Origin of the sequence: Penaeicola halotolerans, assembly GCF_016464625.1 — a bacterium.
Classification (GTDB): Bacteria; Bacteroidota; Bacteroidia; order Cytophagales; family Cyclobacteriaceae; genus Penaeicola; species Penaeicola halotolerans.
The window spans coordinates 50,402-76,449 of sequence record NZ_JAEAGO010000003.1 but is presented as its reverse complement, the minus strand read 5'-3'; the positions used below and the strand labels follow the sequence as shown (position 1 = coordinate 76,449).

Sequence of the window (26,048 nt, the reverse complement as noted above, 5' to 3'; positions counted from 1 at the left end):
GTTATTCCTTTTTTAATGCTTTAATTTGAGTCGCAAAGTAAGCCTTTTTTTTAGGAAACTTCAAAATTAATTTCTCATATATTTCAATTGCACTAGCCTTTTTACCTTGTTTTACAAGCATTTTAGCATAGGCTTCGGAAAGTGATTTATCGCTTCTTTCGGTGCTTTTGACTGCGAGATCTTCTATTTCTTGGATATCCTCTAGGTCCTTGAGTGATTTATTGATTTTAATATCTTTTTGACTAAACTCTCTGATGATGTCTATTTGCATCTTCTTTTTGGAGTCAGTGATTTGCTTTTTTTCTTTCTTTTTAATGCTTTCGATCAAGTCATTATTATCCTTTGAGGCTCTTTTGGTAGCAGTTGTTTTAGGCTTTTCAATCGGTTTTTTTCTTGCTTGCTTTTCCTCAGACGCGTGGTTGTTATCTATGCTTTCTTTACTTTTTTTAAGTTTGGCTAGATTAGCTTCTAGTTCCTTTAGGATGTCTTGATGGTCATTTTTCGAAGTGTCTTCAATAGTTTTTTGTTTTACCGTTTCTACTGGAGCAGCTGCTTCAGGCTCGGTAGACTGATGAGTAACTTCTATATTTTCTGCCGTTATAGGGCTCACTTCTTCTTTTGCAGTTATGATTGACTTTTCATCATTATCATCGATCAAGTCAGCTATTTCCACAGGTTCTTGGCCTACTTGAGGAATGATCAAATTGCTGATAGGCTGATAGTCTTGTGTAAAGAGAAGGCTACCTTCTAAATAGGACTTCAAATGAGCTCTATCTGAAGTTCTGATAGCTACATGAGGTAAGTTAGCACTGTATGAGGCGGCATCTTTTGAAATGGCTTTGAGGTGAAGTGCCTGGATGGATTGTGCATAGGGGAAGGACTCCTTCATCTGAAGAAGCAGTGTTTGATCTTCCTCACCGAGTTGATTGGCGCGACTAATTATTTTGAAGAAAGGTTCCGGCTTCACTTTTAAGCTTTTATAAAGAACTAATGTAAGGTTTTTTTACCAAGTAGCCACAGAGTTATTGAAAATTTCCACAATGATCTTCTCTAGAATCTGCTCTACGAGTTGCGGCTCTGCACTCAAGAAATTAGTCGTTCGAGGATCATAATCTTCAAAGTTGGAGAAGGTACGCTTGAAGTTGTATTCCTCATTGGCGTTATTGGTGTAGGTAACTTCTATAGCGATGGTCAAGCGCATCAGGCCAGACTGATCAGCTACGTTCTGATTGCCACTGGCTACAGGAGCTTGTGGCGAAAGGTCATAGCGCACGATGCCTCCTTCAAATGAAATGTCCCCAGTTCCATTGACCAAGTTGAGATTGGTATTTCTCAAGAAATAGTCTTTCAGATCTTCGGTGAGCTGTTGATTGATGTTGGGAGGACCTCCTCCAGACTCATTGTAGAAGTTAGCTACAGAGATGGTCTTGGTGACATTATAGTCGATATTAGCTCCTGTAAATGAATAGGGACCACATCCCGCTAAAAGGCTTAGCATCAGCAACAAAAGCAATGTTTGAAACTTATTCATTGATTTCATACTGTTTTATTTTTCTATATAACGTCCTTTCAGAAATACCTAGATCTCGAGCAGCATATTTTCTTTTATTATGGTTTTTTTGCAGCGCTTTGATGATCATTTCTTTTTCTTTTCGCTCCAGTGAAAGTGAGTTATCATCTTCCATCTCGTGGCTGATATCCTCGATCTGGTCCACTTCATAGTCCTCAGATTGGTCTCTGGCAGCATCTAATATAAGTGGAGCGGGCTTGCTTGCCTCGGGCATATTTCGCTCAAAATCTCCTACCTCATCCATGTCCTCAAAGAGATCAGCATGTTGCTGCATGATCTGACTACTAAGACCACCAGAGTTGAAAGATTCTAGCACTAACTTCTTTAGTTCAGTCATGTCCTTTTTCATATCGAAGAGGACTTTATATAAAATATCTCTTTCGTTGATGCTTTCTTTCTCGTTTTTACCAGTAAAAAAGGCAGGTAAGTTATCGCTGTTTCTAGGTAAATAGCGCAGTAAAGTAGCACTGTCAATCTCTCGCTCTTGCTCCAAAAGTGAAATCTGATCAGCTAGATTTTTCAGTTGTCTGATATTCCCTGGGAACCGATACTTTAATAAAGCTTCTTTAGCATCTTCTGTTAGTTGGACAGGCTTTACCTTATACTTATCAGAAAAGTCTGTAGCGAACTTTCTAAATAGCAATGTAATATCTTCTCCTCGCTCTCTTAAAGGGGGAACGTAGATAGGAACCGTATTTAATCTGTAGTAAAGGTCTTCCCTAAATTTGCCTTGTTCTACTGCTTTGATCAGGTTGACATTGGTTGCAGCTATGACACGTACGTTGGTCTTTTGAACCTTAGAAGAGCCTACCTTGATGAACTCTCCATTTTCTAAAACCCTTAGTAGTCTAGCTTGTGTACCTAGAGGCATCTCACCGATCTCGTCTAGAAAGATAGAGCCACCATCTGTGACTTCGAAGTAACCCTTTCTAGCCTCATGAGCCCCTGTAAACGAGCCTTTCTCATGACCAAAAAGCTCAGAATCTATAGTGCCTTCAGGAATAGCCCCACAGTTAATTGCTATAAATTTCCCGTGTTTTCTTGAACTTAGGCTATGGATGATTTTGGAAAATGACTCTTTACCACTACCGCTTTCACCTGTGATCAAGACCGTCATGTCTGTAGGAGAAGCTTGCATGGCTACTCTGATAGCATGATTGAGTAGGGGAGAGTTACCAATGATCCCAAAGCGTTGCTTGATGCTTAATATCTCTGAGTCTGCTATCATAGGGCTGCGATAGGTTGTGTATTAACTACAGTGCCGAAGAGTGTGCCTCTCGTATAGTCAGTGATCAAGACATCTACATAGTCACCTATTTGATGAGCGCCTTTATCGATCACGACTACTTTGTTGGCAGAGTTTCTCCCCATGAGTTGCTCATTTGACTTTTTAGCAAAACCCTCCAGTAGGACTCTATGTGTTTTTCCTAGGTCCATTTTGTTTCTTTCTAATGAAAGTGCCCCTTGTTTATCAATGATTTCTTGAAGTCTTCTCTTTTTTACTTCCAAAGGAATATCATCTGCATATTTTTTGGCCGCTAGTGTCCCTGGACGCTCTGAATAGTAGAACATATAAGAGAAATCATACTGTGCAATATCCATGATGCTCAGTGTGTCTAGATGCTCTTCCTCAGTTTCGGAGCAAAATCCAGCAATCATGTCTGAAGAGATCCCACACTCATCTCCTAGGATTTCACGGATCTTTTGGACACGCTCTATGTACCAAGCGCGATCGTAAGTACGATTCATCATCTTAAGCACTCTTGAATTGCCACTTTGTACTGGCAGGTGGATATAATTACAGATGTTATCATACTTTTTAATAGTGTATAACACATCATCAGTGATGTCCTTTGGATGTGAAGTGGAAAATCTCACACGAAGGTCTGGAGAAACTTGTGCCACCATTTCTAGAAGATGGGCAAAAGTCACCACAGTAGAGACTTCGTCTGTTTTCTTTTCTAGTCTTGCTTTATTGTTTTCTTCAGGGGACCATTTATAGGAATCCACATTTTGACCAAGTAAAGTGACTTCTTTATAGCCTTTTGCAAATAAGTCTTGTGCTTCTGCTAAGATGGACTGTGGGTCTCTACTGCGCTCACGCCCTCTAGTAAAAGGAACTACGCAAAAAGAGCACATATTGTCACAGCCTCTCATAATGGAAATGAAGGCAGTCACACCGTTTGAATTGAGTCTCACCGGGGCTATATCTGCGTAAGTCTCTTCTCTAGACAGGAAAGTATTGATCCCTCTGATACCATCATCTGCTTGATTGACAAGGTTAGGTAGGTCTCTGTAGGCATCTGGACCTACTACGATGTCTACAGATTTTTCCTCAGCGAGAAGTTGATCCTTGAGTCGCTCTGCCATGCAGCCTAGTACTCCTATAGTGACCTCAGGTCTTGCCTTTTTTACTTTATTGAAATTATTGAGTCTTTGGCGAACAGTCTGCTCGGCCTTTTCTCTGATAGAACAAGTATTGAGAAAAATGACATCAGCTTTATTGAAATCTGCTGTCGTATCATAGCCTTGCTCTTTCATGATGGAGGCTACGATTTCACTATCAGAAAAATTCATTTGACAACCGTAGCTTTCGATGTAGAGCTTCTTGATCTTTCCAGTATTCTCCTCTGCAGTTGTCTTATAATCACAAGCCTCAGGAGCTTGTTCTCCCCCTAGGATTTCGATGTCTTTGATGATATTTTCCATGTATGCTTTTATTCTAGCGCAAAGTTAAAGATAAATCGGACAAAATGACAGTGCTTTAAAAAGCTTCTTGATATCTCTTTAGGAAGAATTCATTTAGAGGCCTTAGTGTTTGTGGTTTCCATAGAAAAAGCCCAGCTAACTAAAAAGGTAACTGGGCTCTGTAAATTACCTAAACAGGCAATATGTTATCTTTTCCCTGGCTGATAAGTCTCCTTTGCGTGGGCTGTGACGTCTTCTTTATAGTAATAAACATCTTTGAACTCACCTCTGCTATACATCTCTGCTTGGTCTGTAAAGTGAGGTGAGTTAGGATCACCACTTTGTCCACCAGCGAGGAGAGATTTTGCCCTTACTTTATCCCCAAACTCCACAGCTGCTACGAAACTATTGCCCACATTTCCATACCACTTCTTGGTATTTGGATAGGCTCTACTGCCATAAGCTGCTAGTGATCCCCACATAGAGGAGTTGTAGCCTACTGGGATGCTTGGCTTTTCATCATCATAAGTAGCTTGTATTTCACCTGTTAGTCTTTGGAAACGATTAATCTCACCCCATGCGATGTCCCAAGTACCAAAATCTTCGTTTAACCTTTCGATAGCTTTTTCTAATGAGCCTAGCATCATTTCATCACTGGCATTGGCGGCAAGGAAATCAAATATGTAGGTGTTCCACTCTCGTTCCAAGCTTCTGGAAGCACTGAGGAGTTGATTGCCATAAAATACTGCCAAAGAAGTGCCCACTGAGGCTGCACCTGTCTTAAGATCCCAGTTAGCAAGAGTGTCTATGGGGCCTTTGAGAGTATCTTTGCGCTTACCATTAGGCATTCTTTGATAGGCTGCTACGAGTGCAGGTATGAGTGGTTTGAAAGCCATCAAAGTAGGTTCATAAGCTACTTCTGAGATCAAAGTTTCTAAGGTCAAATCTTTTTTATCAGTCAATATTCTGACAGCGTTGAGTCCACGTGCATTTTCTACATCCCACGCTACGTACGGAGGGTAGTTGGCAGGATCTGGGCTGTTAGGACCTGCTGCGGTAAAAGGGGTAGAGTTGCAGTTTTGTATCCAGCCATTTGAAGGATTTTCGATGTAGATCATCTCTTCGACTTCATGCAGCCCTTGCCAGTCAGTTCTAGGATCGCTACCATCTACTACATTTCTCCAGTCAAACTGCGGATCTCTCACAGGGACAAAATTACCATGATAGTATGCAATAGTACCATTTTTATCTGCATAGACAGTGCTATTAGAGGAGTTGGTTTTGAGGTTCATGTTTTCCTTAAACTCCGCATGATTGGTCGTCTTAGTTCGCTGATATGACTGTGTGAGTGCTTTCTCATGTTCTACCATAAGGGAGATGGCGATCCATTTATCTCCCTCTTTTCTGATCACTGGACCATGATGACTGTAGTAAGCTGTAATATTTTTAGTGAGCGTTTCATCTCCAGATTTGTATGGTATTGATATGACTTTTTCTGTTAGAGGTCTCCATTCTTCTCCGAATTTGTAGAAGTAGCCATTGTCTCTTTTCTCTACTGTTAGGGCAAAGTGATCGATAGCATCTGCTTTAGCAGAAGTATGCATCCAGCCATTGTTTTCATTGAAGCCTTGATAGATAAAAAACTGTCCCCAAGTCACTGCGCCATATGCATTTAAGCCTTCTTCACTAACCACATGCATCTCTGGTCTAAAGTAAAATGAGGTATGCGGATTGATCATTAGTAGCGCATGGCCATTCTGGGTGAGTTCAGGAGCTATGGCAAAACCATTTGATCCTTTTGGCTCTTCTTCCCAGTCTTGCACAGGGTTTTCTGTGTAAGCCATGAAGTTTTCTTCATAGAAAGCTTTTAGTCCATTTGTAGAGATGGTCTCTATATCGCCACCGATACTACCTTCGATAAATGCCAGTGCCATATAAGGTTCGAACTGTGTGATTAGCTTTGGTTTTACCTCAGGATGCTTAAGTAGGTAATAATTAATGCCTGCAGCCCAAGCGTCCATGAGCTCTTTGAGCCAAGGGGCGCTGTTAGCGTATTCCTTTTTAAGTTCATCTTCATTGATATAAAGTTTCATCCTGAAGTCAGTGAAAATGTAATCTTCACCTGCTACTTCAGCCATGCGACCAAGTGCATTGATATAGTTGACTTCTACGCGGTTGAAGTCGTCCTCACACTGGGCGTAGATCATACCAAATACAGCATCAGCATCAGTCTTACCATAAATGTGTGGGATGCCCCACTGATCTCGCATGATAGTCACTTGATCTGCATATGCCTCCCAGGACTGTTCAGGGGTAGGAGCAGCACAGGAGATCAGTAAACTTGTGATGAATAAGAATAGCCAAGTAAATTTTTTCATAGTATATAGTTGGGTTTAAAGTGAAGCTAAATTAGTAAAAGGAGCTAAATATAAAAGTTTTAATCTGTGGCTTAGAGACTTGGTGTGATAAGTGGGCTTTTGGACTTTTTTGTGAAACCATCAAAGTAGATAAGCAGTTAGGTATAGGTAGATTCAATGTTTGTGAATTTCGATAAGTCTCATAGTTTTTATCAATGAGAATTATAATCATATTAAAAATCTTTTTTGGTAACTTCGAACATCTATTTAGCATAAATCAAAAACATACATAATCAATGGAAGACAACAATCACAACAGCAAAACGTCCTACAACGTCAATAGTGAAGGGAAGTGCCCGGTGATGCACGGCTCCAATACTAAGATGGGTAATAGAGGGACACAGAACAGAGATTGGTGGCCAAACCAACTCAATCTTAATATCTTGCATCAGCATGCACCTAAGTCGAATCCACTTGGATACGATTTCAACTATGCTGAAGAATTTAAGAAACTAGATCTGAAAGCTGTCAAGGCGGACATTGAAGAGATATTGACTACTTCTCAAGATTGGTGGCCAGCAGACTACGGTCACTATGGTCCATTCATGATTCGTATGACATGGCACGCTGCTGGTACTTATCGTACTAGCGATGGTAGAGGTGGGGGATCCACAGGAAATCAGCGTTTTGCTCCGCTTAACAGCTGGCCTGATAATGGTAACTTGGATAAAGCAAGAAGACTGCTTTGGCCAGTAAAGCAAAAGTATGGTAATAAGCTTTCTTGGGCTGACCTTTTCATTTTGACTGGTAACGTGGCCTTGGAGTCTATGGGCTTTAAGACTTTTGGTTTTGGTGGTGGTCGTGAAGACATTTTCCAACCAGAAGAGGATATTTATTGGGGAGCTGAGGACACTTGGTTGGGCAATAAACGCTACTCTGGTGATAGAAACCTAGAGCATCCACTTGCTGCTGTTCAGATGGGTCTGATCTATGTCAATCCAGAAGGACCAGATGGTAATCCAGATCCACTAGCTTCTGCGAGAGATATCAGAGAGACATTTGCTCGTATGGCTATGAATGACTACGAAACGGTGGCTTTGACTGCTGGGGGACATACATTTGGTAAGACGCACGGTGCAGGTGATACAGCACATGTAGGTCCTGAGCCAGAAGCAGCACCTATCGAAGAGATGGGATTTGGATGGAAGAGTTCATTCAAAAGTGGAAAAGGACGTGATACCATCACGAGTGGTCTAGAAGGTGCTTGGACTCCGACTCCTACGAAGTGGGATATGAGCTACTTTGATATGTTATTTGGCTATGAGTGGGAGCTATCTAAAAGCCCAGCAGGTGCACACCAGTGGGTACCGAAGAACCTCAAAGACAAGGATATGGCACCAGATGCTGAGGATAGCAATATCAAAGTTGGCATCATGATGTCTACTGCTGACATGGCTATGAGAGAAGATCCAGCTTATCGTAAGATCTCAGAGCATTTTCATAAAAATCCTGAAGAGTTTGCAGATGCCTTTGCTCGTGCTTGGTTCAAATTGACTCATAGAGATATGGGGCCAAAGAGTAGATACCTAGGTCCTGAAGTACCAGCTGAAGATTTGATCTGGCAAGATCCGATCCCTGCAGTTGATTTTGAGGTGATCAATAAAGAAGACATCAAAGCTTTGAAAGCTGCGATCTTAGCTACAGGCTTATCTACTTCAGAGTTAGTATATACTGCTTGGTCATCAGCTTCTACTTTCCGTGGATCTGACTTAAGGGGTGGTGCTAATGGTGCACGTATCAGACTTTCTCCACAGAGATACTGGGAGGCTAATCAGCCTGAGCAACTCAATAAAGTGTTAACTGCACTAGAAGGAGTTCAGAAGAAGTTTAATGATGCACAAACTGGTAAGAAACGTGTATCAGTAGCTGATTTGATCGTATTAGGTGGCTGTGTAGCCATCGAGGAAGCAGCTAAGGCAGCTGGTCACCATATAGAGGTTCCTTTCACTCCAGGTCGTACAGATACTACTCAAGAGTTGACAGATGCTGAGTCATTTGATCCGCTCAAGCCTGAAGCAGATGGTTTCAGAAACTACAGAAGAACAGCTTTCAGTGTACCTGATGAGGAAATGTTGATCGACAAGGCGCAACTACTCAAATTGAGTGCTCCTGAGATGACAGTTCTTGTTGGTGGTATGCGTGTATTGAATGCTAACTATAAAGGGGCTAAACATGGCGTGTTCACTAAGACTCCTGGTAAGCTGACAAATGATTTCTTCATAAACTTGACAGATATCAATACGGTATGGTCTCCATCACATTCAGAAATGGATGTGTTCGAGGGTCGTGATCGTAAGACTGGTGAAGTGAAATGGACTGGTACTAGAGTAGACCTTGTATTTGGTAGCAACTCACAACTGAGAGCGATCTCGGAGGTTTATGCACAGTCTGATTCTGCTGAGAAGTTTGTGAAAGACTTTGTAGCAGCTTGGGACAAGGTGATGAATCTAGACAGATTTGATTTACAGAAATAATAATCAATTAATAGCGTGAAAATAAAGGATGGTCTTTGCAGACCATCCTTTTTTATTTAGAGCTTATTTTCACTCAAATCAATTCTTATAAAAGCCACTTCATCATTCATGTTTTCAAAGAGCCAGATCTTTCCGTCCTTGATGAAATGTAAGCTAGGAGCTTTATTCAACTCTGGGATGAGCGCTTCTGCTAATAAATTGAAATCCTCATCAAAGATGCTGAGGTAAACGTCTGCACTTGTTGAGATAAATCGACCATTTTCATTTTGCTCACCATTGAAGTTTTCTTTACTAGAAAATCTGAAAAAGTTTTTTGAAGCTGCATCCCAAATAAACTTACCATATTTAAGATCTTCATCCACAGATTTTATTAACTCATTCATTAATTTTGCATCTCTTTCAATTTCTTTAGGAGGAATGAAACTTCTCTTACTTCCTAATAGGGTTGTTGTAAGATCTTTAATATAAAGCGTGTCTTTTGACATATCATAGATTTGAATTTCATTGAAAGCATCATTACTGATTACTATTTTTTCTGCTCCGTAGGATGCTATTGCTCTTGACCCCATTCCTCCAGCATCCATTCCATTTATCATGATCTTGGTACGATAGTCGTTTAGTTTATCTAGTCCATTAAGAGAGATTTCTTGAAAAGATTTAGTAGTTAAATCAAATTGCAATAATGTATATTTCATTGATTGCCAATTATTTATCATTAGTATTTTTTTATTTGGGTTGTTTGGGTAATCTATTAGAGCATTAGGGTAGTTATCAAAGCCGTTGAGCAATTCAGGTGCGATTTTTTCAAGAGCTAAGTCATTAATGACTTTTCCGTCTAAGTTGAAAACTTTATAGAATCTATAATCTAAGAGTAATAAATCCCCTGTATTTGTCACATAAAACTTATTCAAATATTGGGGAATTCCATTTGGCCCATCTTTTTCAAGAGGGGAGCTTCTAACTAATTTGAGCTCATCTAAATCAATGATTTCCAAACTTGGATCGCCATATGATATCAAATTGTATAGATATCTATTATCTTCAGATAATTGGGCATTATATAAGTTGCTTCTAAGGTCTATAATATCATCACCCGTATCGATCATCACTGTGTCTAGTTGGATGCTTAGCTTATCGAGCGGGCCTTCTTGAATATTACTAGTACTGCAAGCTCCAAAAAGTGCTAGTATGGGAAGTAAAAGTATATGTTTTCTCATAGTGGTAAGGTTGGGTTTAAATGCTTATTTTTATTTAAACATATCATTTGATTTGGGAAATGAAAAGCTTTGATAAATTTAATTTTATACAGGTTAAGTTAAATAATATTAAATATTGGCTTATAACAGTTTAAATCAACTTTTATTGATGTAAGTAGGGGAGATTCAATGATAGCTTTGGGTATATATTTTTTATAAAAATTTTGATAATCTCATTATTCGAGTAATTTTGTTACTCACTTTTTAAACATGTTAGAGTCACTGATCACTTCCAAAACAAGACTAAAGCTTTTGCTTAAGTTTTTTAGTAACCCTCAGACAAAGAGTTACTTGAGAAGTCTTGCGGAGGAGTTTGGAGAATCTACCAATGCTGTACGAGTAGAGCTCAATAGACTCTCAGAAGCCGAGTTTCTTTCGAGCAAACCCAGTGGAAATACTATCGTCTATACTGCCAATCAATCGCATCCACTATTTCCAGAGATCTCCAAGATTGTATCCAAATACATGGGTATAGACAGTCTCATTGAGCAAATCATCAGTAAGATTGGCGATTTGCACTATGCAGTGATCATAGGTGATTATGCCAAAGGAAGAGATAGTGGTGTTATAGAGTTAGTGTTGGTTGGACGCATAGATCAAGTGTATTTGGAAGGATTGGTCAAGAAGGCAGAGCAAATCATTCAGCGAAAAGTGAGTACGCATATCTTGACTGAGCATGAACTAGCTGAGAGACAAGTAGAATTATGCTTGGATCAAGGCATCGTGCTTTATGACAAAGTTTAGAGTATCTATAGGACTACAAGATTAATATTGAATATATGAAAAGAATACTCGTCACAGGAGGTGGGGGATTTCTAGGAAGTCATCTTTGTGACAAGCTCATAGCAGCAGGTCATGAGGTACTTTGTGTGGATAATTTCTTTACAGGAAGAAGGCAAAACATTCATCACTTGATGGATCATCGCAATTTTGAGTTGCTTAGGCATGATATCACCTTTCCACTTTATGTGGAGGTAGATGAGATCTATAACTTGGCTTGTCCTGCAAGTCCTATTCACTATCAGTTTGATCCAGTACAGACCACCAAAACAAGCGTAGTAGGAGCCATTAATATGCTCGGTCTAGCAAAGCGTCTTAAGATTAGAATTCTACAAGCGAGTACTTCTGAGGTGTATGGAGATCCTGAGGTGCATCCTCAGCCTGAGTCTTACCGTGGCAATGTAAGCACTACTGGTCCACGTGCCTGCTATGATGAGGGAAAACGCTGTGCAGAAACTTTATTTTTTGACTATCATAGACAGCATCAGTTGGAGATCAAGGTCATGCGTATCTTCAATACTTATGGCCCACGCATGCATCCAGAGGATGGGAGAGTAGTGAGTAATTTTATCATGCAGGCATTGCGCCATGAGGATATTACTATTTATGGAGATGGTATGCAGACAAGGAGCTTTTGCTATGTGGATGACCTGATAGATGGGATGTACCGCCTGATGAATAGTGGTCCAGATTTTACAGGCCCAGTGAATATCGGGAATCCTACAGAGTTTACGATGTTGCAATTAGCTGAACTGATCATCAAAATGACCAAGAGCAAGAGTAATTTAGTCTTCAAACCACTGCCTCAGGATGATCCACTACAGCGTAAGCCAATTATAGATATGGCCAAAGAACATCTTAACTGGCAGCCAAAGATCGCCCTAGAAGAAGGACTTGATAGAACGATTGCTTACTTCAGAACACAGCTATCATAGTCGCTGTTCATAATCAAAGTTTATCTTATCGCTCATAAAAAAGGCAGTGTCAACGACACTGCCTTTTGATTTATATAGATTTTTGACAATTAGTCTTTAAAAGGATTAAAGTCTGCTTTTGCTGCTTGGCTTTTGAAAGCAGGCCATTTGTCTGCAAAGAATGCATCTACTTTGGCTTTGGCATCAGCGACCATTTGCTCAGCATGCTCGATCAGTGTTAGCTCAGTCTGAGTAGGAGTAGCTTGTTGCATAGATCCGATATAGCGTCTAGCTTCTCCGACTTTATTACCTACAGTCAACTCAGGAGCTCTAACGAGTCCTTGACCACCACCTCTTCTAGCACCATTGATCGATTCATTGAGTTCGGTAAGCTCTTTTTCGATCTCTTTAGCTGCTTTAGCAAGTGCTTTAGCTTCGTCTGTTTTGAGATCTTTGGTCAGCGTATTCACTTTAGTGATCATCTCTTGCGCTTCTCTGATTTGCGTATTGATATCAGCGAGTGTTTCTGTAGACTTAGCGAGTCTGTCATACAACTCATTTTTAGCCTTGATCACTTCTGCACCATATTCTACACGTGGGTCAAGCATGACCTGTATCATCGTAGAGTCTTTTTGATCTCCATACATCATGACAGCTTTGTAAGTGCCTGGCATGACTGAATTTCCGCCAGGTTCACCACCACGACCACCGCGAGCACTGGTAGATGTGCTACGCTCGTCTAGTCCCCAGTTCACTTCTGCAAGTCCAGCTTCTTTAGGAACTGTCTTGAGAGTTCTGATATTCTTACCTGAAGCATCAAAGATATGCGTATAAAGCGTGTCATACTTCACAGTAGCTTTAGGAGCTGCTGGGGCAGCAGGTGTTGCTTTTTTGCCTTTAGCCGATGTGGCTGAAGTAGCTGCTTCTGTAGCCTTAGGAGGATTTACAGAGTAGCGGATAGTGGCTCCACGAAGGTTTTTATTCTCACCCGAGTAGGTTCCATCTGCGCCAAATCTCATTCCTGCAGCTTGTTTATAGCCTTGGATCATATAAGCTGGATTGGCTTGATAGACAGTTAGGATATTGTCAAGCGCTTTACCACCAGTCTTGGCGATTTCTCTCAAAGGTCTGATATCATCAAGGACAAAGAATGAACGTCCAAAAGTAGCGATGACAAGGTCATGCTCTCTTGGTTGGATAGTCATGTCCATAGTAGATACTGGAGGGAATCCATGCTTCCAAGCTGTCCAGTTTTTACCTGCATCTATACTCACCCATAGTCCATTTTCAGTACCTAGGAAAAGCAAGTTCGGTTCTTCTAAGTCTTGTAAAACACTCAATGCATAGCCTTTCACTTGGCTGCTAGTGACGATGCGCTCCCAAGTATTACCAAAGTCTTTGGTACGGAAAACCATAGGTTCCATGTTACCTCTTCTATAGTCGTTGACTACTACTAAAGCTTCTCCTGCTGTGAAGCGTGAAGCTTGGATCTGAGGTACCCAGCTACCTTTAGGCATGCCAGTGATTTTTCCTGAAGTATTAGTCCAAGTCTTGCCACCATCTCTAGTGACTTGTACTTGTCCATCATCTGTACCTACCCAGATCACTTGCTGATCTAGTGGGCTAGGTGCGATAGCGATAATGGTACAGTGGTTTTCTGCTCCAGTAGCATCTATAGTCAAGCCACCACTCATGTATTGCTTTTGTTTCTCAGGATCATTGGTCGATAGATCTGGAGAGATCACTTCCCAAGTTGTCCCTTTATCATTACTCTTGTGTAGGTATTGGCTACCATAGTAGATAGACTTAGGGTCATGCGGATTTTGTGCAATAGCTGCGTTCCAGTTGAAGCGGAGTCTCACATCGATATCTGGATGAGTAGGCTTGATAGTTTTAGTATTACCTGTCTCATAGTCAAATCTACCGACATTACCACCCTGAGACATGGCATAGCCGTATCTAGCGTTTTCTGGATCTGGGACAACATCAAAGCCGTCTCCAAACATCAGTTCATCCCAGTAAGCATTGATGATACCACCAGCTCTCAAGACATAGCCTGGACCTCTCCAAGAGCCATTGTCTTGCATACCGCCATAGACATTGTAAGGAAACTCATTGTCTACATTGACGTGATAGAGTTGTGCTACTGGGATATTTTCTACAAATCTCCAAGTCTTTGCTCTATCATAAGAAATGTTGAGTCCTCCATCATTACCTTCTATGATCAAGTTTGGATTTTCTGGGTGAATCCACCACGCATGGTGATCTGGGTGGACTCCTGAGTAAGGGATGATCGTATTGAAAGTTTTACCGCCATCTTCTGACATAGAGACCATGGAGAAAATATTATAAATTCTATTTGGGTCTTTACTATCTACAAAGATGTCAGCATAGTAGAAAGGACGATTGGCGATACCATTGTCATCATTGACTACTGTCCATTTCACACCACCATCGTCAGAGCGATAAAGTGCATTTTTAGTAGATTCTACGAGTGCATACACACGGTCAGGATTGCTTGGAGCTACGGCTAGACCGATTCTCCCGATCTCACCTTTAGGGAGTCCGTCTGCATCAGTTTTTTTAGTCCAAGTATCACCACCGTCTAAGGTCACATATAAGCCAGAACCTTCTCCTCCTGATTTGAAAAACCAAGGCCAACGCTTGTGTTCCCACATGGCTACAAACAGCTTATTAGGATTGCTCGGATCTACTACCATGTCAGCAGCTCCGCTAAGATCATTTGTATAAAGGATCTTTTCCCAAGTCTTACCACCATCTTTTGTACGATATACTCCTCGCTCTGGGTGCTCGCTCCAAGGGTTACCGATTGCAGCTACATAGACGATGTCTGGATTGTCTCTGTGTACGATGATACGGTGGATATTGCTGGTTTTTTCCAAACCCATTAGCTTCCAAGTCTTACCGCCATCGAGACTTTTATAGATACCTTCACCGTTGTTGAGTGAGTTTCGAGGATTACCTTCTCCAGTACCTACCCAGACTACGTCTGGATTATTTTGCTGGATAGCGATTGCTCCGATGTTGATTGTTTCATTAGCATCGAAGATCGGTTCCCACTTGACACCTCCACTAGTTGTCTTCCATACACCACCTGAGGCTGCACCTGCATAGATGATATTTGGGTCAGCGACTACAGCATCGATGGCCGTGATACGACCACTCATACCAGCTGGACCTATATTTCGAGCTTTCATCACAGATAGGCGATCAGTATCTAGCTTTTGAGCGGATAGACCTCCTCCGATAAGCAAGCTCATCAACAACAAGCCCATGCCTTTGGAGTGGCACCTGAATGTTTGTAAAAGTTTGTTTTTCATAAGGTTGGATTGTTTGATTATATCTGAAAAGAAAGATAAGCTATTCTCGTTTGATCGACTATAAAATTTTGATTGATCCCCTTTTTACGTGTTGAATGGCAATTGCTAATAGTTCTGATCATCATGCGTTCAAATTTTCATAAGTATTTCTATTATTGACATTAATTGTCTCGATAATTGCTATAATATTTAGCAAAACTATTTTTATTGGCAAATTAAGCTTTATATTTGTCAGGTAAATAGTAATAAAATTAGCAATCAGATGGAAAATAAAATGAAAATTGAGACCAAAAAACTACCTTCAGGTAAGTGTCAAGTGAAGTTCACGATGGATGGTCAAAAGAAAACATATGGTTATGTATTGGTAGAACCCAATCGTAAATTGAGTGATGTGATCGATGAGATCAAGGAGAGAATAGCAGCGAAAAGAGATAACTTATCTATCTTTAAGCACCTATCTTTGACACAGAGATGGAAGGACGATCACAATTTTCTTTTATTTGAAGCTTAAAAAAATGCCAGCATGAGTGTACTAAGTGAACACATCAAATCTTTAAGAAAGCAGCAAGGGCTGACACAAGAACAGTTAGCTGCCGAACTGGGTATTAAGCGTTCGCTTTTGGCAGCCTATGAAGAAGGTAGGGCAGAGCCTAGGTTGCAAAACTTACTGACGATCAGTGTCTTTTTTGGTAAAAGCATCGATGAGCTACTAGGTCGATCTAGTTCAACAAGTACTCCTAAAGGCTCAGTCGGCAATTCCCCTAAAGTGCTAGCGATCACAGTAGATCGACAAGAAAGAGAAAATATAGAATTGGTGCCTCAAAAGGCTTCTGCAGGATATCTTAATGGTTTTTCAGATCCTGAGTATATCGAAAACTTGCCTAAGTTTCAGTTGCCTATGTTACAAAATGGCACTTTCAGAGCCTTTGAGATCAAAGGAGACTCTATGCTGCCGCTTCGTCCTGGGACTATTGTGATAGGGCGATACGTAGAAGGGGCAGAGCAAATCAAAAATAGTAAAACTTACATCCTCGTCACAGCGCAAGAAGGTGTGGTTTACAAAAGAGTATTTAATTATCTCAAAGAGAATGGGAAGTTATTTTTAGTGTCGGATAATACGACATATCAGCCTTATCAAGTCACAGGAGAAGAGATATTAGAGATCTGGGAAGCTGTCGCTTATATCTCTTTAGATTTTCCAGATCCGCAAGAAAAGGTCGAGGTGGATCTACCCAAACTCAAATCACTCATCAATCAGTTGCAAGAAGAAATCACGCGAATAGGTTAGTTCATGCTAGTTCAGCGAGTAAGCCCTCTACATCTAGCTGTTCGGTGACCATTTGAAGATTACCCGCAGCGTCCTTTGGCCATTCTGAACTAGGTCTATCCCAATAGAGTTCGACCCCATTACCATCAGGATCATCTAAATAGAGGGCTTCTGACACACCATGATCACTTGCTCCTGTAAGTGGATAGCCCTTGTCTAATAGTCGTTGTAGGATGGCTGCTAAGTCTTTTCTTTCAGGATACAATATAGCAGTATGAAAAAGTCCAACACCTCTTTTAGCTGCTTTTGGAGCATCTTTACTCATCCAAGTATTCAAGCCGATATGATGGTGATATCCACCAGCTGATAAGAAAACAGCTTGATCTCCATAGCGTTGAGTTATCTCAAAACCTAATAAGTCATGATAAAAAGAAAGTGCAACATCTAAGTTTGATACTTTTAAATGCACATGACCAATTCTAGTGTTTTTAGGTGCGAGGTATTTCATGGCGAGTTGTTTTAGTATTTCATTAAACTACATTAAAATCATATTTGAAAAAAGAATTTTTAATGAAACACGCTTTAAGCAGGTGTACTTGCATATGTGGTGTGTAGACTTTTGTTGATTGCTTCTAATGTATTTTCGTCTTCACTAAGGACAATGAGAGTGTCTTCAGGCTCTATTGTAGTGGCACCATTTGGTGTGATGAATTTGTCTCCTCTTTTGATCATCGCAATGATGGCTTTTTTAGGAAAATCTAAATCTACAATCCTTTTATTGATGATTGGATTGCTATGGGCTATGCTAAACTCTCTGATGATAGACTTGGCGTCATCGGCTAAGAATAAGTCTACAGGTGACTTAGGTTTGACTTTTTCAGGTAGTGCTACGTGTAGCCATTTGGCAAATAGAGATAGCGTAGTGCCTTGGATCAATACTGAGCTGAGGGAGACGAAAAAGACAATATTGAAGATCATACTCGCTTTATCTATACCTGCGATGAGCGGGTAGGTTGCAAATACAATTGGTACAGCACCCCTAAGTCCTACCCAAGAGATATACCAACGTCTACGCATTTTCATTTTAAAAGGTAAAAGCGCGACAAAAACACTCAAAGGTCTCGCTACGAAGATCAAAAAGGCTGAAATCAAGACTCCAATTCCCAAAACTGGTAATATGTTGCTAGGATATACAAGTAGTCCTAATGTGAGGAATAGTACGATCTGCATCAGCCAAGCCAAACCATCAAACATCTTCATGATGGCTTTTTTATGGATTAAGTCCTGATTACCTAGGTATACCGCACAGAGATAGACAGCTAAAAAGCCATTTCCTCCAATAAAATCCGTGAAGGAAAAGACGAAAAACATCATAGCAATGGCTAAAACTGGATAGAGACCTTCGAAATCTAACAGTATCTTATTGATAATCAGTTTGGTGAGTTTGCCAAGTAGTAATCCTGCTACAGCTCCTATGATGATCTGCTGAAGAAAGAGTGGAACTACCATCCAAACACTTTGCTCAGGCTGTAAGACCAAACCTAAAAAAGCAATAGTCAGGAAATATGCCATAGGATCGTTACTTCCACTTTCTAGCTCTAGTGTAGGTCTCAGATTACTTTTTAATCCAAGATTTTTAGATCTCAAGATGGAAAATACTGCGGCAGCATCCGTAGAGGATACGATCGCTCCTAACAGTAAACCCTCATAAATAGTAAAATCTGTAATCTGCCAAGCAAATAATCCCAAACAGACGGCCGTCAGGAGTACACCCACAGTCGAGAGGCTAATTCCCTGCCAAAGTATAGGCTTGATAGATGACCAGTTGGTATCTAGCCCACCTGAGAAAAGGATGAAATTGAGCGATACTACACCAATAAACTGCGCGATCTTAGGGTCATCAAATTCGATACCTCCGATACCTTCAGATCCAGCCAATATGCCGATCATCAAGAAGAGTACGAGTGTAGGTACTCCAAACTTATAGGAAGTCTTACCAGCCAATATACTTAGGAAGAGTAAGACGGATCCTATGAGCAATATGTTCTCTATGGTGATATTCATCTCCGCAGTTTATTTACGAAAAGCATTGTTAAAACTTAGTATACGCTATTGATATCGATCGGAGTTTCCTTCGAGTCAATCAATTTAGTTTTTTCGCATTTTAACACCCTGTATTGATGGTGGTGCTTAAGGAAATTGTGGTTGTGAGTAGCCATCAAAACAGTCGTACCACTCTTATTGATCTCTTGAAAAAGTTTGAAAATACCTTCTGCTACTTCAGGGTCTAGGTTTCCAGTTGGCTCATCTGCTAGTAGAAGTACTGGCTCATTGAGCAGTGCCCTAGCGACTACCACACGCTGCTGTTCACCACCTGAGAGTTGGTGAGGCATCTTGTTGCCTATGGCACCAAGCCCTACGCGCATGAGTACTTCTGACAGTCGGTTTTTCATCTTTCCGCTATCTTTCCATCCTGTGGCTTTGAGCACAAAAAGTAAGTTTTCTGCTACTGAGCGATCTGTGAAAAGTTGGAAATCTTGGAAAACAATACCTAGTTTTCTCCTTAGAAATGGAATTTCAGAATTCTTGATGTTTTCGATCGTGATACCAGCGATGTCGATGTGTCCCATGCGAAGCGGTAGATCGGCATAAAGCGTTTTGAGTAGGGAGCTTTTTCCACTTCCTGTACGACCTATTAGGAAGACAAATTCTCCTTTTTCAATCTCGAAATTGAGATCGCTTAGGATAGTATTGGTTTCTTGAAATATGCAGGCGTCTTTGACACGTACTACTGGTTCGTTTGAAAACATCGATTATACTAGGTTTAACGCTTGTAATTTACCGAAAGGAAGTTCCGCTATCAATTTCTCAAAGGCCTCTTCCTTACCTTCAAGTCCATATTTATCCATATTTTTCAATGGACGATCAGCTCTGAAATATGCGATCAAAACGAAATTTTCATCTCGCAGCTGTATGTAATCGGGTATTTTGGCTTTGCCTTTTACTTTGATGATGTACATGCGAAGGTCTTTTCAGATTATTCTATTTAGACAAATATAACAAATATGGTGGCATAGATAGGCTATTGGCAAGCATAATTATCATCTTTATTCTAACAATATGCTATTAAAATAGCTTTACTTTTTATCAAACTTATACGAAAGAAGCGCGTATAGTTTGCTAGTTTGTCTTTAAATCTCGAAGTTTTTTAAAATGAAAGATTTGTCTCTATTTTTAGTCGATACCAGTATACTTTTTGTTTCCTATGTTTAAACGCTTTCTCAAAAAAGTCTTATCAGTAATGATAGTGATGCTGCTGTCTATCATCACTTATGCTCAGGAAAAAAATGTGAGTCTAAATGGCTATATCAAAGATGCGGCTAATGGGGAACTACTCATCGGAGCAACAGTATCTGTCAAGGGAACGAGTACTGGAGCGGTGGCGAATAATTATGGATATTATGTGCTGAATCTCCCTCCTGGCACTTATGATATCATCGTCCAATTCCTTGGCTACGCTCCTCAAGAGTATAGCCTTGAGATCAAGTCCAATGTGAGAAAGGATTTTGAGTTACAAATGGATGGTCTAGGTCTTGAAGAAGTGGTGGTCAGTAGTGATAGAGAAGAAAGTAAAGTAAAGACTGCCGAAATAAGCGTTGAACGACTATCTGTAGATCAAATCAAGAAACTGCCTCAGCTACTTGGGGAGGTTGATGTGATCAGAACGATACAGTTACTTCCTGGTGTTTCGACAGTAGGAGAAGGTGCTACAGGATTTAATGTCAGAGGCGGAAATATCGATCAAAACTTAGTGCTTTTGGATGAAGCACCTGTCTACAGTTCATCACATTTGTTGGGTTTTTTCTCTGTGTTTAATGCAGATGCTGTCAAGGACCTCAAACTCTACAAGGGCGGCATTCCGGCCAACTATGGCGGAAGACTTTCCTCAGTACTAGACGTAAGGCAGAAAGATGGTAATAAAAAGGAATTTGCAGGAAATGGTGGCCTAGGTCTAATAAGCTCAAGGCTAACATTAGAAGGGCCCATTCAAAAGGATAAAAGCTCTTTTATGATATCTGGTAGGCGTTCATATTTAGATGTATTTACGGCTTTGGCTGCTGATCCTGATATTCGAGATAACACACTTTACTTTTATGACCTCAATGCCAAAGTGAACTTTGACTTGGGAGAAAAAGATAGACTCTATGTTTCAGGCTATTTTGGTAATGACGTCTTTGCTTTTCAAGACCTTTTCAGAACAGCATGGGGAAACCGTACAGGTACACTTCGCTGGAATCATATTTTTTCTCCTAAGCTTTTTGCCAATATCACAGGAATCTATAGTCGCTACGATTATACGATCGGTTCTGATGATGATATTAATAGCTTTGAGTGGACCAGTAAGATCAATCAGCAAACGCTTAAAGCAGATTTTACTTGGTTTGCTCGTAATGGGCTGACGATGGATTTTGGCTATGCTTATAGTGCTCATATCTATGCACCAGGCGAGATCATACCAGGAGCAGCTGATGCTTCACTCAATGCGCTGCTTTTGCCAGAAGATATCACAAGAGAAAACAGCCTATTTTTTCATTTTGATCAAAAAATAGGAAAGAAGTGGACATTAAACTACGGCTTGAGATGGACTGCGTACAGTCTAGTAGGGCCTGGGCGTACTTATGTATATGAGGATCCTGTAAACAGAAATAGGCAAGCGGTGGTAGATACGCTTAGCTTTAGTCGTGGTCAGACGATGCAGACTTATAGCGGGCTAGAACCTCGCATTGCTATTAATTACCAGCTTGCGAATCAGTCGGCCATAAAGGCAAGTTACAATAGACTTTATCAGTACGCGCAACTCATCTCGAATACAGCAGCTGCGACACCTGTGGACATCTGGAAGCCATCCAATCAATATCTGAGACCAGCGCAAGTTGATCAGTTTGTACTAGGATACTTTTTAGAGCCTGTAGAGAAAAATTGGTCAGTTTCAGCGGAGGTATTTTACAAGAAATATGAAAATCTAGTCGATTTTGTAGATGGAGCTAGTTTACTCTTCAATGAATATTTAGAAGCAGACTTAAGATCAGGAGAAGGAGAAGCCTATGGTTTGGAGATAGCAGGTGAGAAATCCCTTGGAAATTTCTATTCAAAGCTGAGCTATACTTACTCAAGATCACTGAGAAGGACAGATGGAATCAATGATGGGAATTGGTACCGTGCAAATTTTGACAAACCTCATGAGCTTGACATGATCTTGACGTACACGCTAAATGACAAGTGGGACTTTGGGGCGAGCTTTATAGTAGCTACTGGACGACCAGTGACATATCCAACGGGCTCTTTTCAGTTTGAAGGGAATACAGTACCTATCTATGGAGCTAGAAATAGTGATCGGCTTCCTGCTTATCATAGACTAGACCTTTCGGCTAATTTGACACCTAGGAGACAACGCAAGGGTTTTGAAAGCTCTTGGTCTTTTGGCTTGTATAATGCTTATATGAGGAGAAATGCTTATTCAGTATTTTTTCAACCAAGCGAACAAAACCCATCACAATTGGAGGCAGTGAGACTTTCGATTTTTGGTACTGTCATCCCATCTGCTACTTACAATCTTAAGTTTTGATCTGATGAGAAATATTGCTTTTTTATTCATTCTGTTACTTTTATTGAGCTGTTCTGATGTCATAGAACTGGACTTATCTGAAGCTCCTCCCAGCCTAGTAGTAGAGGGGGAAATCAATAATAGAGATGGTAGGCATATCATTAAACTTAGCTTATCGAGACCTTTTTTTGAGACAGATGACTTCAGCCATGTGACAGCCGACCAGATTCGCCTTTATCAAAATAATCAGTTGGTAGCGCTTTATACCGATACGGATGTAGTGGGAGAGTATCAGGTTAATTTTCGCGGAAATCTCATCAATCGCTATCATGTGGAGATCGACTTGCCTAATGATTTTCCTCTGGCAGAGTTGGCAGGACAAACGATCATCTCTACACAGGAGCGTATATGGCCTGTGCCAGCTATCGATCAGGTCAATTTGGAATTTCGATCCAATTCTATTTTTAGCGAAGAAGGCTATTATCTCAGTTTGAACATGACAGATAATCCTAATCGAGATGATTTTTACAGATGGAGAGTGCGTGTCAATGGCCAAAGAATAGGAGGCTTGGATGGCTTTATCTTTACTTCAGATGAGCTTTTTAGAGGAAATGAACTTCGAAATATCAATATGAATGATGATCCTCTCGAAGTAGGAGACACTGTCTTGATAGAGCAGATGTCTATCACAAGTGGCTTTTATGATTATTTGAGTTTGGTTTTTGAACAGCTGAGCCGTCAAGGTGGTTTTTTTGAGACGCAGCCTGCAAATGCTAGAGGTAATTTCAGCGTAAAGAATTCTGGTGATTCTCCTGTGATTTTAGGTTATTTCAATGCAGCTGCTATAGTCAGGGTAGAAGCCACCATAGACCCAGAAAACTTTGAAGTAAGGACTAGATAAAAAAAGCCCTTCTGCTAGGAAGGGCTTTCAATTCTTTGATGCTTATTTTTTATTCACTTTAGCGTGATCTGCTAGAAACTGCTCTAGACCTTTGTCTGTCAGCGGATGACCAAGTAGACCAGTAATGACTTTTAGCGGGCAAGTAACTACATCTGCACCGATCTCTGCGCATTTGATCAAGTGCATCGTGTGTCTCACAGAGGCTGCTAATACTTCTGTCTCATAAGCGTAAGTATGGTAGATATGTACGATCTGCTCGATGAGTTCTAGACCATCATAAGCGATATCATCTAGTCTTCCAATAAATGGCGATACATAAGAGGCTCCTGCCTTAGCTGCAAGAAGTGCTTGACCTGCAGAGAATACGAGTGTACAGTTTGTACGGATACCCTCACTGCTAAAGTATTTCAAAGCTTTCACACCATCTTTGATCATAGGGATTTTCACTACAATCTTATCATCGATTTTAGCTAGTTCTTTACCTTCTCTGATCATGCCTTCGAAGTCTGTGGCGATCACCTCAGCGCTGACATTGGCATCTACGATATCACATATTGCCTTATAATGTGCTTTTACGGCAGCATCTCCACTGATGCCTTCTTTGGCCATGAGTGAAGGGTTGGTAGTGACGCCATCTAATACGCCTAGGTCATAGGCTTCTTTGATCTCGGCTAGGTTGGCAGTATCTATGAAGAATTTCATGTTGGTTTGTAGGGTTTTGTTTGCGCAAAGGTAAATTTTCTTACCAAATTTTGCTAGCTGAAAAGAAGAAAAGGGGATTTGTCAGAGGGAGATAAAAAAGTGCAAGCCGAACATCACACCGCTACGACCACTTACCCTTGCTTCCTTCCGGACCTGGGGGAGTTCAGCAGGAGCTGGTTGTGCCGACTTGCGATGCAAAAGTAATGATATTGCAGCGGATTGCCAAAGGAATTTAGCAATCAAAAGTAGGAAAAGACTAAGTGCTTCATTTTGAGAAGCAATTATTTTACTAAGCCCTTTAGATAAAGGTTAAATTCTAATGGGCTACAGGTTTCGAACTCATCAGCCTCAAGATCTACATAGATATCTGGTTCAAACTGACGCTTAGTTTGCTCCATCTGTCCATCAGGATACGCGATGATCTCAAGTCCACGAAAGTTCTCAGGATTGATCTGAACGAGGATTTTCATTTCCTCCATTTCTTTTTTGAAGTATTGATGAATGATTTCTTTTTTCATACATGAGTCTTAATGATCAAACTTACAAAATCCAAATAAAAAGCCGAACAGCATTGCTCGGCTTTCATCTAATCTAACCAATGAAATGATCAAATTGATAAGATTTTCGCTACCCTAAACTCTTCTTCATCTACTACTTTAGTGTTATTGATGGCGCTTTCGAGTGGAGTGTAGACGACTTTTTGATTGATGATACCCGCCATCATTCCTGAGTGCCCATTGATCAGCCCTTCTACTGCTGCTACGCCTAATCGACTAGCGAGAAGTCTATCAAAAGAGCTTGGTTTCCCGCCACGTTGCAGGTGTCCTAGGATCGTGACTTTAATATCATAGTTTGGAAAATGTTCTCTGACTTTATCAGCTACCTCTATTGCGCCACCGCTTTTGCCTCCTTCCGCTACGATCACGATATTGGATAGTTTACGGTTTTTGAAGCCCTTGTTGAGTCGAGCGATGAGCTGTTCGGTAGTCATCTCTCTTTCAGGAATGAGTGTAGCCACCGCACCACTGCCTATTCCAGCATTCACAGCAATAAACCCTGCATCTCTTCCCATCACTTCAATAAAAAAGAGTCTATCGTGAGATGTAGCAGTATCCCTGATCTTATCTATCGCTTCTATGGCGGTATTGCATGCAGTATCGAATCCAATCGTATAGTCAGTACCACTTAGATCATTATCGATAGTACCAGGAACACCAATTACTTTAATACCGTACTCTTGAAAAAATAAATTAGCTCCAGTAAAGGTGCCATCACCACCGATCGTTACCAATGCGTCTATTCCTCTTTTTTGGAGATTTTCGTAGGCTTTTTTTCGTCCTTCTGGAGTTTTGAAGTCCATGCTTCTAGCAGACTTGAGGAAAGTGCCACCTCTTTCGAGGATATTGCCTACTGAGCGGACTTCTAGTTTTTTGATTTCATCATTGATCAGGCCGTCATAACCTCTAGATATGCCGTAAACTTCCTTTTCATAAAACACTCCCGCTCTGACTACCGCACGAATCGCGGCATTCATGCCAGGAGCATCTCCTCCAGAAGTAAGCACACCAATTCTTTTGATGTTGCTGTCCATTGTTTATTTATAGTTTAATAGGTTCTTCTCTTGAATACTATCACCTAGTGGTAAATGCTATGTGAAAAGCGATTTTCAAAGCTCGAAGATAGATATTTAAAAATTTAAATGATTAAAATGTCGAAATTTAGACACTATTCTTCCACTTTCATGTACATGATTTTATTAAACCAAATAGCCGACATGTATATGATGATGAGTGCTAAAGAGGTTTTGAATAAAACAGACAGCGTCATATTGACCTCTGCACTTAATATCATCAAATAAACACAAGTGATCAAATAGCCTACAAAGGCAATGATGCTTAATTTGGAGCCTATTTTGGGGAAAACCTTATAACGAATGTAGGAGACTAATATCGAAAGCAATACTACACCTATGGCATTGACATCTACATAGCCATAGACCTTATTGGCGTAGGATTCTTCTAGTCCATAAGCAAAGATGAGTAACCTAGCCACTAAGCCGATGAGTAAAAATCCTATCCATTGGAATTTGAGCAAAAGTCCGTCTTTGAAAAAGCCTGCTATTTGGTATTTCAT

22 protein-coding genes and 1 other RNA gene are annotated in these 26,048 nt (G+C 40.6%); 7 read left to right on the top strand and 16 right to left on the bottom strand.

What is annotated here, in order from left to right; translation table 11 throughout:
• Window position 1 precedes the first annotated feature (1 nt).
• The 5 genes from I5349_RS07930 to I5349_RS07910 all read right to left on the bottom strand — a co-directional run bounded on the left by I5349_RS07930 (window position 2) and on the right by I5349_RS07910 (window position 6,636).
• Entirely contained in the window at window positions 2-967 is a 966-nt protein-coding gene (locus I5349_RS07930) for a DUF8458 domain-containing protein (protein WP_226390222.1), read from the bottom strand.
• 36 nt (window positions 968-1,003) lie between these two features.
• Window positions 1,004-1,531: an LptE family protein gene (locus tag I5349_RS07925; RefSeq protein ID WP_226390221.1), complete on the bottom strand. Its 528-nt coding sequence runs from the start codon at window positions 1,529-1,531 to the stop codon at window positions 1,004-1,006.
• A complete protein-coding gene (locus tag I5349_RS07920) occupies window positions 1,524-2,798 on the bottom strand; it encodes a sigma-54-dependent transcriptional regulator (protein WP_226390220.1) in 1,275 nt (424 codons plus the stop codon). The genes I5349_RS07925 and I5349_RS07920 overlap by 8 nt, the downstream gene beginning before the upstream one ends.
• Complete coding sequence (gene miaB, locus I5349_RS07915; protein ID WP_226390219.1) at window positions 2,795-4,279, bottom strand: tRNA (N6-isopentenyl adenosine(37)-C2)-methylthiotransferase MiaB; 1,485 nt, start codon at window positions 4,277-4,279, stop codon at window positions 2,795-2,797. Before miaB ends, I5349_RS07920 begins: the two co-directional genes overlap by 4 nt.
• A gap of 185 nt (window positions 4,280-4,464) precedes the next feature.
• Window positions 4,465-6,636 carry a penicillin acylase family protein gene (locus I5349_RS07910; RefSeq protein WP_226390218.1) on the bottom strand — a complete coding sequence of 724 codons (2,172 nt, stop codon included), beginning with the start codon at window positions 6,634-6,636 and terminating at the stop codon, window positions 4,465-4,467.
• 275 nt (window positions 6,637-6,911) lie between these two features.
• On the opposite strand from I5349_RS07910, the gene katG reads away from it, so the two are divergent.
• Complete coding sequence (katG, locus tag I5349_RS07905; protein WP_226390217.1) at window positions 6,912-9,149, top strand: catalase/peroxidase HPI; 2,238 nt, start codon at window positions 6,912-6,914, stop codon at window positions 9,147-9,149.
• Between the two features lie 56 nt (window positions 9,150-9,205).
• Here the strand turns inward: katG and I5349_RS07900 are convergent, their stop codons facing one another.
• Window positions 9,206-10,366, bottom strand: a complete 1,161-nt coding sequence (locus I5349_RS07900; protein WP_226390216.1) for a DUF4221 family protein — start codon at window positions 10,364-10,366, stop codon at window positions 9,206-9,208.
• A gap of 249 nt (window positions 10,367-10,615) precedes the next feature.
• Here I5349_RS07900 and I5349_RS07895 point away from each other — a divergent pair, with 249 nt between their 5' ends.
• Complete coding sequence (locus I5349_RS07895; RefSeq protein WP_226390215.1) at window positions 10,616-11,149, top strand: ArsR family transcriptional regulator; 534 nt, start codon at window positions 10,616-10,618, stop codon at window positions 11,147-11,149.
• Window positions 11,150-11,184: 35 nt separating this feature from the next.
• The gene (locus I5349_RS07890; RefSeq protein ID WP_226390214.1) at window positions 11,185-12,120 is read left to right on the top strand and encodes a UDP-glucuronic acid decarboxylase family protein; all 936 of its coding nucleotides are present in this window, start codon (window positions 11,185-11,187) and stop codon (window positions 12,118-12,120) included.
• A gap of 89 nt (window positions 12,121-12,209) precedes the next feature.
• On the opposite strand, the gene I5349_RS07885 is transcribed toward I5349_RS07890, so the two are convergent.
• The gene (locus I5349_RS07885; protein ID WP_226390213.1) at window positions 12,210-15,440 is read right to left on the bottom strand and encodes a WD40/YVTN/BNR-like repeat-containing protein; all 3,231 of its coding nucleotides are present in this window, start codon (window positions 15,438-15,440) and stop codon (window positions 12,210-12,212) included.
• Window positions 15,441-15,702: 262 nt separating this feature from the next.
• On the opposite strand from I5349_RS07885, the gene I5349_RS07880 reads away from it, so the two are divergent.
• Window positions 15,703-15,951 (top strand): hypothetical protein, encoded by a 249-nt coding sequence (locus I5349_RS07880; protein WP_226390212.1) that lies wholly within the window; start codon window positions 15,703-15,705, stop codon window positions 15,949-15,951.
• Between the two features lie 12 nt (window positions 15,952-15,963).
• Window positions 15,964-16,728, top strand: a complete 765-nt coding sequence (locus I5349_RS07875) for an XRE family transcriptional regulator (RefSeq protein ID WP_226390211.1) — start codon at window positions 15,964-15,966, stop codon at window positions 16,726-16,728.
• A gap of 1 nt (window position 16,729) precedes the next feature.
• Here the strand turns inward: I5349_RS07875 and I5349_RS07870 are convergent, their stop codons facing one another.
• The 4 genes from I5349_RS07870 to I5349_RS07855 all read right to left on the bottom strand — a co-directional run bounded on the left by I5349_RS07870 (window position 16,730) and on the right by I5349_RS07855 (window position 19,727).
• Window positions 16,730-17,215: a VOC family protein gene (locus tag I5349_RS07870; RefSeq protein ID WP_226390210.1), complete on the bottom strand. Its 486-nt coding sequence runs from the start codon at window positions 17,213-17,215 to the stop codon at window positions 16,730-16,732.
• Window positions 17,216-17,289: 74 nt separating this feature from the next.
• Window positions 17,290-18,771, bottom strand: a complete 1,482-nt coding sequence (locus tag I5349_RS07865) for a potassium/proton antiporter (protein WP_226390209.1) — start codon at window positions 18,769-18,771, stop codon at window positions 17,290-17,292.
• Between the two features lie 35 nt (window positions 18,772-18,806).
• Window positions 18,807-19,517 (bottom strand): cell division ATP-binding protein FtsE, encoded by a 711-nt coding sequence (locus I5349_RS07860; protein WP_226390208.1) that lies wholly within the window; start codon window positions 19,515-19,517, stop codon window positions 18,807-18,809.
• A 3-nt stretch (window positions 19,518-19,520) separates the two neighbouring features.
• Window positions 19,521-19,727 carry a fructose-6-phosphate aldolase gene (locus I5349_RS07855; protein WP_226390207.1) on the bottom strand — a complete coding sequence of 69 codons (207 nt, stop codon included), beginning with the start codon at window positions 19,725-19,727 and terminating at the stop codon, window positions 19,521-19,523.
• A gap of 245 nt (window positions 19,728-19,972) precedes the next feature.
• Here I5349_RS07855 and I5349_RS07850 point away from each other — a divergent pair, with 245 nt between their 5' ends.
• Complete coding sequence (locus I5349_RS07850) at window positions 19,973-22,333, top strand: TonB-dependent receptor (RefSeq protein WP_226390206.1); 2,361 nt, start codon at window positions 19,973-19,975, stop codon at window positions 22,331-22,333.
• Between the two features lie 4 nt (window positions 22,334-22,337).
• Window positions 22,338-23,213, top strand: a complete 876-nt coding sequence (locus tag I5349_RS07845) for a DUF4249 domain-containing protein (RefSeq protein ID WP_226390205.1) — start codon at window positions 22,338-22,340, stop codon at window positions 23,211-23,213.
• A gap of 42 nt (window positions 23,214-23,255) precedes the next feature.
• Here the strand turns inward: I5349_RS07845 and fsa are convergent, their stop codons facing one another.
• From fsa to I5349_RS07820, 5 genes are all read right to left on the bottom strand, one after another.
• Window positions 23,256-23,915 carry a fructose-6-phosphate aldolase gene (fsa, locus tag I5349_RS07840; protein WP_226390204.1) on the bottom strand — a complete coding sequence of 220 codons (660 nt, stop codon included), beginning with the start codon at window positions 23,913-23,915 and terminating at the stop codon, window positions 23,256-23,258.
• Window positions 23,916-24,010: 95 nt separating this feature from the next.
• Window positions 24,011-24,109, bottom strand: an RNA gene (ffs, locus tag I5349_RS07835) — signal recognition particle sRNA small type.
• An 87-nt stretch (window positions 24,110-24,196) separates the two neighbouring features.
• A complete protein-coding gene (locus I5349_RS07830; protein WP_226390203.1) occupies window positions 24,197-24,433 on the bottom strand; it encodes a hypothetical protein in 237 nt (78 codons plus the stop codon).
• An 89-nt stretch (window positions 24,434-24,522) separates the two neighbouring features.
• Complete coding sequence (gene pfkA / locus I5349_RS07825; RefSeq protein WP_226390202.1) at window positions 24,523-25,506, bottom strand: 6-phosphofructokinase; 984 nt, start codon at window positions 25,504-25,506, stop codon at window positions 24,523-24,525.
• Window positions 25,507-25,640: 134 nt separating this feature from the next.
• Window positions 25,641-26,048 (bottom strand): hypothetical protein, encoded by a 408-nt coding sequence (locus I5349_RS07820; RefSeq protein ID WP_226390201.1) that lies wholly within the window; start codon window positions 26,046-26,048, stop codon window positions 25,641-25,643.

What these genes read in the sequence shown, in the direction of transcription:
- I5349_RS07925 (WP_226390221.1), bottom strand. Translation starts at nt 1,531, where the DNA reads ATGAATAAGTTTCAAACATTGCTTTTGTTGCTGATGCTAAGCCTTTTA.
- I5349_RS07920 (WP_226390220.1), bottom strand. Translation starts at nt 2,798, where the DNA reads ATGATAGCAGACTCAGAGATATTAAGCATCAAGCAACGCTTTGGGATC.
- miaB (WP_226390219.1), bottom strand. Translation starts at nt 4,279, where the DNA reads ATGGAAAATATCATCAAAGACATCGAAATCCTAGGGGGAGAACAAGCT.
- I5349_RS07910 (WP_226390218.1), bottom strand. Translation starts at nt 6,636, where the DNA reads ATGAAAAAATTTACTTGGCTATTCTTATTCATCACAAGTTTACTGATC.
- katG (WP_226390217.1), top strand. Translation starts at nt 6,912, where the DNA reads ATGGAAGACAACAATCACAACAGCAAAACGTCCTACAACGTCAATAGT.
- I5349_RS07900 (WP_226390216.1), bottom strand. Translation starts at nt 10,366, where the DNA reads ATGAGAAAACATATACTTTTACTTCCCATACTAGCACTTTTTGGAGCT.
- I5349_RS07895 (WP_226390215.1), top strand. Translation starts at nt 10,616, where the DNA reads ATGTTAGAGTCACTGATCACTTCCAAAACAAGACTAAAGCTTTTGCTT.
- I5349_RS07890 (WP_226390214.1), top strand. Translation starts at nt 11,185, where the DNA reads ATGAAAAGAATACTCGTCACAGGAGGTGGGGGATTTCTAGGAAGTCAT.
- I5349_RS07885 (WP_226390213.1), bottom strand. Translation starts at nt 15,440, where the DNA reads ATGAAAAACAAACTTTTACAAACATTCAGGTGCCACTCCAAAGGCATG.
- I5349_RS07880 (WP_226390212.1), top strand. Translation starts at nt 15,703, where the DNA reads ATGGAAAATAAAATGAAAATTGAGACCAAAAAACTACCTTCAGGTAAG.
- I5349_RS07875 (WP_226390211.1), top strand. Translation starts at nt 15,964, where the DNA reads ATGAGTGTACTAAGTGAACACATCAAATCTTTAAGAAAGCAGCAAGGG.
- I5349_RS07870 (WP_226390210.1), bottom strand. Translation starts at nt 17,215, where the DNA reads ATGAAATACCTCGCACCTAAAAACACTAGAATTGGTCATGTGCATTTA.
- I5349_RS07865 (WP_226390209.1), bottom strand. Translation starts at nt 18,771, where the DNA reads ATGAATATCACCATAGAGAACATATTGCTCATAGGATCCGTCTTACTC.
- I5349_RS07860 (WP_226390208.1), bottom strand. Translation starts at nt 19,517, where the DNA reads ATGTTTTCAAACGAACCAGTAGTACGTGTCAAAGACGCCTGCATATTT.
- I5349_RS07855 (WP_226390207.1), bottom strand. Translation starts at nt 19,727, where the DNA reads ATGTACATCATCAAAGTAAAAGGCAAAGCCAAAATACCCGATTACATA.
- I5349_RS07850 (WP_226390206.1), top strand. Translation starts at nt 19,973, where the DNA reads ATGTTTAAACGCTTTCTCAAAAAAGTCTTATCAGTAATGATAGTGATG.
- I5349_RS07845 (WP_226390205.1), top strand. Translation starts at nt 22,338, where the DNA reads ATGAGAAATATTGCTTTTTTATTCATTCTGTTACTTTTATTGAGCTGT.
- fsa (WP_226390204.1), bottom strand. Translation starts at nt 23,915, where the DNA reads ATGAAATTCTTCATAGATACTGCCAACCTAGCCGAGATCAAAGAAGCC.
- I5349_RS07830 (WP_226390203.1), bottom strand. Translation starts at nt 24,433, where the DNA reads ATGAAAAAAGAAATCATTCATCAATACTTCAAAAAAGAAATGGAGGAA.
- pfkA (WP_226390202.1), bottom strand. Translation starts at nt 25,506, where the DNA reads ATGGACAGCAACATCAAAAGAATTGGTGTGCTTACTTCTGGAGGAGAT.
- I5349_RS07820 (WP_226390201.1), bottom strand. Translation starts at nt 26,048, where the DNA reads ATGAAATACCAAATAGCAGGCTTTTTCAAAGACGGACTTTTGCTCAAA.